Genomic DNA, 10,838 nt, shown 5'->3' with positions numbered 1-10,838 from the left:
ACATCAGCAAGCACGTCAGCGTCAACAAGCGCAAGCACATCAGCAAGCACGTCAGCTTCAACAAGTGCAAGCACATCAGCTTCAACAAGTGCAAGCACATCAGCTTCAACAAGTGCAAGCACGTCAGCTTCAACAAGTGCAAGCACATCAGCTTCAACAAGTGCAAGCACATCAGCAAGCACATCGGCTTCAACAAGTGCAAGTACATCAGCTAAGCACATCAGCTTCAACAAGTGCAAGCACATCAGCAAGCACGTCAGCTTCAACAAGTGCAAGCACATCAGCAAGCACATCAGCTTCAACAAGCGCAAGCACATCAGCAAGCACGTCAGCTTCAACAAGTGCAAGCACATCAGCTTCAACAAGTGCAAGCACATCAGCAAGTACGTCAGCTTCAACAAGCGCAAGCACAGCGCAAGCACATCAGCAAGCACATCAGCTTCAACAAGCGCAAGCACATCAGCAAGCACGTCAGCTTCAACAAGTGCAAGCACATCAGCCAACAACGTCAGCTTCAGCAAGCACATCGGCTTCAGCAAGCACATCGGCTTCTGAATCAACATCAGCTTCAGCAAGCACATCAGCTTCAGCAAGCACATCAGCTTCAGCAAGCACATCAGCTTCAGCAAGCACATCAGCTTCAGCAAGCACATCGGCTTCTGAATCAACATCAGCTTCAGCAAGCACATCAGCTTCTGAATCAACATCGGCTTCAGCAAGCACATCAGCTTCAGCAAGCACATCAGCTTCTGAATCAACGTCAGCTTCAGCAAGCACATCAGCTTCTGAATCAACGTCAGCTTCAGCAAGCACATCAGCTTCAGCAAGCACATCAGCTTCAGCAAGCACATCAGCTTCTGAATCAACATCAGCTTCAGCAAGCACATCGGCTTCTGAATCAACATCAGCTTCAGCAAGCACTCAGCTTCAGCAAGCACATCGCTTCAGCAAGCACATCGCTTCAGCAAGACTCGCTTCAGCAAGCACATCGCTTCTGAATCAACATCGCTTCAGCAAGCACATCGCTTCAGCAAGCACATCGCTTCAGCAAGCACATCGCTTCAGCAAGCACTCGCTTCTGAATCAACATCAGCTTCAGCAAGCACATCGCTTCAGCAAGCACTCAGCTTCTGAATCAACATCAGCTTCAGCAAGCACATCAGCTTCAGCAAGCACATCGCTTCAGCAAGCACATCGCTTCAGCAAGCACATCGCTTCAGCAAGCACATCGGCTTCAGCAAGCACATCGCTTCAGCAAGCACTCAGCTTCTGAATCAACATCAGCTTCAGCAAGCACGTCAGCTTCAGCAAGCACATCAGCTTCTGAATCAACATCAGCTTCAGCAAGCACATCAGCTTCAGAATCAGCATCAACAAGTGCATCTGAATCAGCATCTGACACAATCGTTACAAGTAAGGGAATGCCAGAGAGCTATTCTATTGAAAGTTTAAACATCGAAAGCGTAATTACTTCAGAGTCAGTGTCGACAAGTGCTTCAGAATCAGCAAGCATATCAGCTTCAGCAAGCACATCAGCGTCTGAGTCAGCATCAACAAGTGCGTCAGCCTCAGCAAGTACATCAGCTTCAGCAAGCACATCGGCTTCAGAATCAGCATCAACAAGCGCATCTATGATTCATTCGACTTCAACTAGTCAAGCTCCACAAACTGATACCACTAAGGCCCGTAAGCAATTACCAAATACTGGTGAAACAGCTTCAGCTGCAAATGCTCTCCTTGGAGTTGTAGCAGGTCTAACTGGATTAGGTTTAGTAGCCAAACGTCGTAAAGATGAAAATGAAGATGAAATCTAAGATATCTATGTTATATAGAGTAGTTCTATAACGACAAGATAAGAAAAAATCCTGAAAAGTTTAACTTTTCAGGATTTCTTTTGTTTTGAGTTCTTTGTCAACTGTAGTGACTTGAAGATAAACTAACATCTGGAGAAGACAACGATTGTTCTCTCCATTTTTATGTTCAGAGCGATAAAAATTCGTCTCTTAAAGTTGTCAAAGTTCCTAAAATCAAGGGCACTTCGTTTAATAAGTTTGATGAGATTATTAGTAGCTTCCAATTTGCCCTTGGAATAGGGAAATTGCAGGATGTTGACAATCTTTTCTTTATCCTTGAGGAACGTTTTAAAGACAGTCTGAACAAGAGGAAAAAACTGCTTTAGATTGTCCTCAATGAGTTCGAAAAATTTGTCAGGCTCTCTATTCTGAAAGTGGAACATCAAGAGTTGATAGAAATTATAATGGTGTTTTAAGTCTTCTGAATAGCTGAAGAGTTTGTCTAGAATTTCTTTATTAGTTAAGAGCATACGAAAAGTAGGGCGATAAAAACGTTTATCACGGACTTTACGGATATTCTGTTGAATGAGTTTCCAGTAGCGCTTGATAGCTTTGTATTCACAAGATTTTCAATCGAATTGTTTCATGATTTGGGCACGAACACGACTTAAAGCACGACTTAAGTGTTGGAGTAAAACAGTCCAGTGAACTCTTTTAGCTTGAGTTTAGAAATATAATAATGAAGTGGGAAAGCAATCAAGGACAATTTTTGCATTTTGAAGTGAAACAGTCTGGGAGACTGTTTCAGCCTGAGCCTCGAAATTCGAATGCGAAGCATAGTAGGGACTAACATATCCATAGTAATGATTTTCACTTGACAACTAACAGCTCTATTATATCGAAGAAATTGATTTTGGATGACAGTTGAAGTTGAAATGGCAAGGTGATGGGCAATATCGGTCATAGAAGTATTTTAATTAACTTTTGAGCAATCTTTTAATTGATGATACGAGAAATTTAATGATTTTTCTTGACGATTGAAGTCTCAGCGACAATTATTTTCGAGCAATGATAGCACTTGAAACGACTTTTTTTCAGAAGAATTCTAGCAGCCATACCAGTCTTTTCGAGGTAAGGAATCTCAGACGGTTTTTGAAAGTCATATTTCTTCATTTGATTTCCGTAATCAGGGTAAGATGGGGCATTGTAGTCTAATTTAGCTATGATTTCCTTGTGTGTATCCAAATTGATGATATCTACAATCTTTATGTTTGGGTCTTTAATATCAAGCAGTTTTGTGATAAAATATGATTGTTCAAATGATCCTTTCTAATGAGTTGTTTAGGCGCTTCTCATTAGAGATCTTATGGGACTTTTTTTGTTAGTTAATTGATATAAAAAATGCTATAGTTAATTATAAAGATTAAGCATTTAATATTTTATTAGATATAAACCTGTTATAAAATGAAGTACAAAAATATTATTTGAAATTTATTAAATAGTAATAATTGTATGAGTTTTTAAACTTTTCGCTGAGGATTGAAATTAGGTTAGAAAGTTAGGAAAAATTATTTATGAGACCTTTAATTAGTGTTATTATTCCTATATATAATGGAGAATTGTATTTACGTCAATGTATTGATAGTGTCTTGAAACAATCTTATCGAGACATTGAAGTGTTGTTAATAAATGATGGTTCAACAGATTCTTCAGGGGATATTTGCTATGAATTTGTAAACCGTGATCCTCGTTGCCGTTATTTTGAAAAGACAAACGGGGGCTTATCAGATTCTAGAAATTATGGTTTGGATCGTGCAGAAGGTGAATATATTACTTTTGTTGACTCAGATGATTTTTTGATGGATGATGCTATAGAAAAGTTGTATGCAACAATTCTATTAGGAGAGTCTGATATGGTAATCGGAGCATACTGTCGATTTGAGGAACCCTACTTTTTATTCTATTCGAAAGATTGTTTTCCACAACTTCCAGTTACGTATGTGGATAAATACTATGCAATTAATCAAATGGATGAAATGGTTGATGTTACTTTTATACTCTTTTCAGTAGCTTGGGGAAAATTGTATAAACGTAGTTTATTTGATAATATTCGTTTTCCATATGGGAAGTATGCAGAGGATCAGTTCACAAGTTGGAAACTATATTTAGAAGCTCAAAAGATTGCTATTTGTAACCATGTGGTATATGCATATCGTAAAAATCTCGAGGGGTTGAGTTATAATTTCACCTTATCCCACTTAGACTATATATCAGCCTTAGAAGAACGAATTGAGGTTACTAAAGATTTAGAGGAGATTGATATTGCGAAGACATATAAAATGTATGATTATGTCTTGAAACGCAATTTGAAAGAATTATCACATCATGGCTACTTGGAAGAAAAACAAAAATTGGAACATAAAATAGAGGCTTTAAAACTAGATGATATTATTAATTAGAGAATTGTAAACTTTCCCTGAAGTTAAACAAAGAATTTATCCAAAGAATGTAGTTCTGTATTTCCTAGTCCAGCCTCCTATCAATTTATGATTAGAAAATGAGGATGATGAGATTGATTCAGTGCTATTAACAAGGGTGAAAAATGATTGTTTGTTTATCTTGACTGATTGAAGTAGTGGATCTCAAATTATCCGATTGATTTCAAATAAAAGTGTGGAGACAATCAATCAGACTCTGAAATTTATCTTAAGACAATAAGAAATTCTTTGATAAAAAACAACGATATTTATCTTTATTTTCTTATAAGCAGATTTTTTCTGCTTTTTTTGTTATAATAATGACATTGAATTTATGGAGGGAAATAGTATTTTATACTAAAAACTAGTAGTTTTGTGCCATGGTTTTATGTATTTATAAAGAAAACTAAAGAAGTATATATTTTTGAACTTTCTGATGTTTATTTATAGAATGGAAGGAATTGTTTTGAAAAATTATTTTTCATCTATAGTTATAAAAAAAGGTTTTATAACTCTTTTCTTAATTTTTATTTATGTTCTTTGTAGTCGATTAACTCTTCCTTTTATTGATTTGAATAGTAGAGATTTTCTTGGGGGGTCTACTGCTTATTTAGCTTTTTCAACTGCAATTACAGGGGGCGATTTACGTAGTTTGTCAATCTTTTCAGTCGGTTTATCCCCCTGGATGTCATCGATGATTTTATGGCAAATGTTCTCCTTATCTAAACGTTTGAATCTTGCTTCTGGCTCTGCTGAAGTTCAGGATCGGAGAAAGATGTATCTAACTTTGACAATTGCCTTGATTCAATCGCTAGCTTTAGTAGTAAATTTACCAATCAAGGACAACTATAACACACTCTTGGTACTCATACTAAACACAACCTTGCTGATAGCCGGGACTTTTTTCTTGATATGGTTATCAGATATTAACTCTACTATGGGGATTGGTGGCTATTTTGCTATCTTATTGACTAGTATGATTCTCTATCTTCCTCAAGACATCATGGAATCAATACAAAAACTCGGTATTCCTATGTGGATTGTCGTAATACTTGGAGCGATGGGGATCGTTTTTGCCTATCTCATTGCAATTTTTTATCGTGCTCGTTATCGGATTCCAGTCAATAAGATTGGTCTCCACTCTCGCTTTAAGCGTTATTCTTATTTTGAAATTATGTTGAATCCTGCAGGTGGGATGCCCTTTATGTATGTGATGAGTTTAATTAACTTACCAACTTACCTATTTCTTTTGCTACAATTAGTAAATCCAGAGGACACGGTTTATCAACATATAATTTTCCAATATGCAACGGGGAAACCCTTGTGGATTTATACCTATATAGCGACTTTGTTTGTCTTTAGTATTGCCTTTGCTTTTGTCAATATTAGTGGGGAACGAGTGGCAGAACGGATGAAAAGCTCTGGTGAGTACATTTATAGCGTTTATCCAGGTGAGGATACCAGTAATTTTATTAATAATCTAGTATTCAAATTTGCTATTGTAGGTGGTATCTTTAATGTGTTATTCGCAGGTCTACCGATGTTATTTGTTTTAGTTGATGAACAATTATTGAGAGTGAGTATGATACCAGGTTTGTTTATGATTTTAAGTGGTATGATCTTTAACATTAAAGATGAAATTAGTGCACTGAAGTTAAACGAAACTTATAAACCACTGATTTAGGAGAGTGTTATGTATTATTTTATTCCGGCTTGGTATGGTAGTCATCGTCAGTGGCATGCAGATATCATCCCTTGGTATCGGTCTTCTTTTAAGTTGGAGTTTGACGATACCTTCAATCAGATTCGTCTGTTAGATAGACAAGAACTGCCGTCAAGCCTTTTTGTTTTAGCCTATCAACCACATCTTCGCTATTTCTTACATCGTCATAGTGTATTAGAGGCTGAAATATATTCTATTTTTGATGAAATGCAAGATATTACGGATATTTCTCCACAAGTACTGAATATCAGAGATATTGAGTGGGATAAGGACTGTGAATTTATGTACAGTCCTTTCGCTATTGTTATCCACAAAGATGGGAAACGCTATGCTCAAATTGAGCATGGTGTGGAAGGTTTTATTAGTGATATTCAATATTTTGATACCCAAGGGCAAATGATCGAGCACTATATTATGGATGACCGTGGCCTGGTTTCGAGTGTCATTTATTATCAGGATAATTATCCATCTTATCAAGATTATCTGAATTCTGAGGGAATTTGGCAGTTCAGAGAGTATTTACAAGAGGATGGTAGGGTAGAGATTAATCCTATTTTTGCCTTTCGTTTTGATTCGCTCCACTATAGTGATATGGAGCAGTTGGTGGCTGAATTCTTTGAAAAACGACTCGAAAAGATTAAAGAGAGTAGTGATTTATTTATTATTCCATCTGACTCTCGACATAACGATTTTGTTCTAAATCGCTTGCCTGAAGCAAATCCTAAAATATTGAGCCTTTTCATCGGTCGTAATCCAAAGGAGAGCATGAGAGATCTACTTGGGTCTATATCCAAAGTCGATTTGGTCTTAGTTGATAGAGAGGATAGCCTTCAGCTGTTGCAGGAATTGTATCCAGATAAATACAATCTTTTCAAACATTTATCGCCATTTGATACTCGTTTGAGATTGGGAAAAAGTCAGACAAAGAGAGAATCTATAATTTATTATCAACTTAATTTTGAAGAAGAATTGGACAAAGAAGGTCTTTTTCAAATCTTATCCTTCCTTGCAGAGACCAAAGACACTGAGGTAATTTTCGGTGCTTTTGCTGCCAGTAACGACCAGATGGATAGAGTCGCAGAGGCCATTCAGGAAATTATAAATGAAAAATTCTCGGCAGAAATTTTTGAGAAAGCAATCGACTATGAAGGGGCTGAAAATCCTTTGAAGGAAAATGTCCAACAGAAACTTCGCTATCGCTTGTTAAACATCAATGATGAATTGGAAATGATTAAGACCTTAGAATATGTTCGTTTGATTGTTGATTTGAATCCACAACCTCACCTATATACCCAAATAGCGGGAATTAGTGCAGGAATTCCTCAGGTGAATCAAGTAGAGACTGTCTATGTTGACCATTTGAAAAATGGCTACTTGCTTTCTACTATCACAGAATTTAAGAAAGCGGCCCATTACTACCTGGATACCCTAAAAGAATGGAATCAGTCTTTGATCTACTCGGTTGATAAAATCAAGGAACATACAGGTGAAAAATTTGTGGGGAAACTAGATCAATGGATAGAGGAGAGTACAAATGTCAAAGGATCTTAAAATCCTACAGATAGGGACAGAAAATTGGAAGCATCGTTATGAGATCCCTAAAAAGATGGATTGGTATTATTTTTATCCTAATTCTCCTAAGGCTCTTAAAGAAACGATAAAAATGGATGAGATTCGCAAGTTCAATGCCATTCTCATCGAAGATGGCCGTTACTTGGTTGACCTATTACCAATCATTAAAATAATTGAGCCCTATACGGTTTTCTATAACCAAGAGTTTCAAACAAGCAATCCTCTTATTTCGGATTTAATCAAAAAACGCTGTGCCCAAGCAATTGACTTTTCAGACCCACAGAAGCTCTTAAAAGATTTATCCACTTCCTTATTCGGTGGTGGATACGGGGATAAGATGAAACCAGCTACAATAGAAGTTCATCCAAGTTTTAAAGGCTCTGTTTCTTATCAAGGCTTTGAGTATCTGCTCTTAGAGGGGGATTTTGGTTCTGAGTTTTCTCAAGTAGCTCATTGGAAATACAACTTTGTCTCTGCAACAAAACTTCCAATCGAGTTGTGGCTAGAGTATGAAAAAAGTGAAGGTGTAGAATTTCAGTTTCGGGTTAAAAAAATGCCTGAAGGTTCGGTTTCAGATATTGTGGAAGACTTGATCTTTACAGAAGAAGACCTGAAGACAGCCCTAATCATGGATCAGGATTACAATGCCTACCTATGTCTGTCTGTCGAGGCGCGTGGTCAAGGAACTCTAAAGTTGGGAAGTCTACATCAACGTTGGAGTCGGAAGTACTTTGGGAAATTTGTTCTTGGGGGGAATATCTTACACGATAATAAGCGTGATGAGATTAACTACTTCTTCCATCCTGGAGATTTTAAACCACCATTGGCTGTCTACTTTTCAGGATTTCGACCTGCCGAGGGATTTGAAGGATACAGAATGATGCTAAATTTCAAGTGTCCCTTCATTCTGTTCTCTGATCCTCGATTAGAAGGTGGAGCATTTTACCTGGGTAGTGAAGAACTGGAAGAAAAAATCAAACAAACGATTGAACATTATCAGGAATACTTAGGTTTTGATAAAAAAGATCTAATCTTATCAGGTTTATCAATGGGAACTTTCCCTTCTCTTTACTATGGCTCATTCTTTGAACCGAAAGGAATCGTTGTGGGTAAACCCTTAGCAAATTTAGGAACAATTGCAAGACGTGGTAGATTGGAAGCACCAGGTGTCTTTCCAACAGGATTCGACGTGCTTCATCATCAAACTGGAGGAATCAGCCCAGCCCACATGGATGAGTTGGATAACCGTTTTTGGTCTGCCTTCAAACAAGCAGATTTTTCTCAAACGACGTTTGGTCTTTCTTACATGAAGGATGAAGATATGGATAGTCATGCTTATGATCAGCTAGTCACTACGCTCTGTCAAACTGGAGCGAAGATCTTATCAAAAGGAACAGCCGGTCGACACAATGATGATACAGGAACCAACGTTACCTGGTTTATCCATTTTTATAACATGATATTACAAGCAGAATTTGGAAGAGGTGAGACATGATTATAAATCAAAGAGAAGACATACTCTGGGAGGATATGGGAGCAACTTACCTGTATGGAACTCGAGTTCAGTTTTGGGAAGATGGCCATATCAGTCTTTCAAATCCATTACTAGCTTCAGGAGAAGTTCTCAAATCATGGCTTTCAAGCTCGAATTATCAAGGTGATAGAAGCCAACCCAGCCTACCTCTCTTAAAAAGAAATCATCGCTATCAATTCACCATGAATATGACTTGTTATCCTGAAAATAGCATTTACATCAAACTAGTTTTCTTGGACCGTTACGAAGAAGTGCTGGAAGAAAAAGTGGAGAAAACCCTATCTTTTTCTTTCATTTATCCTGAGGAGGCTTATACATATAGAGTTTCTCTCATTGCTGCTGGGTTTGAGTCACTCGATTTTTATTCTTTCTTAATTAAGGAGTATGATCGTGTTTAATAGTTTGTATCAAAATAGAAAACTTAGAAAAGTCAGAGCTACTTTAAAAAAGATCAATGGTCTTAAAGATGAGATGGCAGCTCTTAGCGATGAAGCCTTGGCAGCAAAAACGGTAGAGTTTCGTCAACGTTTAGCAGAGGGGGAAACCTTAGATGATTTACTTGTTGAAGCTTTTGCAGTTGTACGAGAAGCTGATAAGCGAATCCTAGGAATGTTTCCTTATGATGTTCAAGTTATGGGGGGGATTGTCATCCACCAAGGAAATGTTGCCGAGATGAATACCGGTGAAGGAAAGACTTTGACTGCGACTATGCCTCTTTATCTCAATGCCCTTACTGGTAAAGGTGCTATGTTGATTACGACCAATGAGTATCTAGCTAAGCGTGACTCAGAGGAAATGGGGCCGGTTTATCGTTTCTTGGGTTTAAGTTTAGGTTTACCTTTCACTGATGATCCTAAAGAGGAATTAACATCCAAAGAAAAAAAAGAAATCTATAACTCAGATATTATCTATTTGACAAATAATGGTCTAGGTTTTGATTATCTAAATGATAATCTAGCTTCCAGTAGTAAAGATAAGTTTTTACGTCCGTTTGACTATGTAATCATTGATGAAATTGATGATATTTTACTAGATAGTGCACAGACACCACTCATCATTGCGGGATCTCCTCGCGTTCAGTCCAACTACTATGGAATCATCGATACTTTAGTAACAACCATGGTTGAAAATGAAGACTATATCTTTAAAGAAGAAAAAGAAGAGATATGGTTGACTACAAAGGGGGCTAAAACTGCTGAAAGCTTCCTAGGAATTGATAACTTGTATAAGGAAGAATACGCCACTTATGTACGACACCTAGTCTATTCCTTGAGAGCGCATAAGTTATTTACGAGAGATAAGGAATATATCATTCGGGATGATGAGATGATTCTCCTGGATAAAGGAACTGGTCGCTTGATGGAAATGACCAAGTTGCAGGGAGGACTTCATCAGGCCATCGAAGCCAAGGAGCATGTGAAACTCTCTCCTGAAACGCGGGCAATGGCTTCTATCACCTATCAAAGTCTTTTCAAAATGTTTAATAAGATATCAGGAATGACTGGGACTGGGAAGGTCGCAGAGAAGGAATTTTTGGAAACCTATAATATGTCTGTTATTCGAATTCCAACCAATCGTCCCTTAATCCGAAAAGACTATCCAGATAATCTTTATGTAACACTACCAGAAAAGGTTTATGCTTCACTTGAGTGTATCAAGGAATACCATCTCAAAGGAAACCCACTACTAGTCTTTGTCGGATCTGTTGAGATGTCGCATCTCTATTCGTCCCTACTGTT

General features: G+C 37.6%; 6 protein-coding genes and 3 pseudogenes. 8 read left to right on the top strand and 1 reads right to left on the bottom strand.

Going from position 1 to position 10,838, the window contains the following annotated elements; genetic code table 11:
* Nucleotides 1-1,814: pseudogene (locus HMPREF1116_RS12555) on the top strand (LPXTG cell wall anchor domain-containing protein); the annotation flags it as partial.
* Nucleotides 1,815-1,936: 122 nt separating this feature from the next.
* Here the strand turns inward: HMPREF1116_RS12555 and HMPREF1116_RS12550 are convergent.
* Nucleotides 1,937-3,095: pseudogene (locus tag HMPREF1116_RS12550) on the bottom strand (transposase).
* 272 nt (nucleotides 3,096-3,367) lie between these two features.
* On the opposite strand from HMPREF1116_RS12550, the gene HMPREF1116_RS04965 reads away from it, so the two are divergent.
* From HMPREF1116_RS04965 to HMPREF1116_RS04940, 7 genes and pseudogenes are all read left to right on the top strand, one after another.
* Nucleotides 3,368-4,252, top strand: coding sequence for a glycosyltransferase family 2 protein (locus HMPREF1116_RS04965; RefSeq protein ID WP_001247614.1), 885 nt, complete (start codon nucleotides 3,368-3,370; stop codon nucleotides 4,250-4,252).
* Nucleotides 4,253-4,343: 91 nt separating this feature from the next.
* Nucleotides 4,344-4,508 (top strand): annotated as a pseudogene (locus HMPREF1116_RS12320) (IS30 family transposase); the annotation flags it as partial.
* A gap of 228 nt (nucleotides 4,509-4,736) precedes the next feature.
* Nucleotides 4,737-5,954, top strand: a complete 1,218-nt coding sequence (gene secY2, locus HMPREF1116_RS04960; protein ID WP_025171252.1) for an accessory Sec system protein translocase subunit SecY2 — start codon at nucleotides 4,737-4,739, stop codon at nucleotides 5,952-5,954.
* Between the two features lie 9 nt (nucleotides 5,955-5,963).
* Nucleotides 5,964-7,544, top strand: a complete 1,581-nt coding sequence (gene asp1, locus HMPREF1116_RS04955; protein ID WP_000291167.1) for an accessory Sec system protein Asp1 — start codon at nucleotides 5,964-5,966, stop codon at nucleotides 7,542-7,544.
* Complete coding sequence (asp2, locus tag HMPREF1116_RS04950) at nucleotides 7,528-9,060, top strand: accessory Sec system protein Asp2 (protein WP_000031197.1); 1,533 nt, start codon at nucleotides 7,528-7,530, stop codon at nucleotides 9,058-9,060. The genes asp1 and asp2 overlap by 17 nt, the downstream gene beginning before the upstream one ends.
* Nucleotides 9,057-9,497 carry an accessory Sec system protein Asp3 gene (gene asp3, locus HMPREF1116_RS04945; RefSeq protein ID WP_000586333.1) on the top strand — a complete coding sequence of 147 codons (441 nt, stop codon included), beginning with the start codon at nucleotides 9,057-9,059 and terminating at the stop codon, nucleotides 9,495-9,497. Before asp2 ends, asp3 begins: the two co-directional genes overlap by 4 nt.
* The coding region (locus HMPREF1116_RS04940; protein ID WP_442852122.1) for a DEAD/DEAH box helicase at nucleotides 9,484-10,838 on the top strand (1,355 nt) is incomplete at its 3' end. The genes asp3 and HMPREF1116_RS04940, both read left to right, overlap by 14 nt.

Origin of the sequence: Streptococcus sp. SK140, from assembly GCF_000259525.1 — a bacterium.
In the GTDB taxonomy this organism is placed as follows: domain Bacteria; phylum Bacillota; class Bacilli; order Lactobacillales; family Streptococcaceae; genus Streptococcus.
This window is presented reverse-complemented; position numbering and strand designations above follow the sequence as displayed.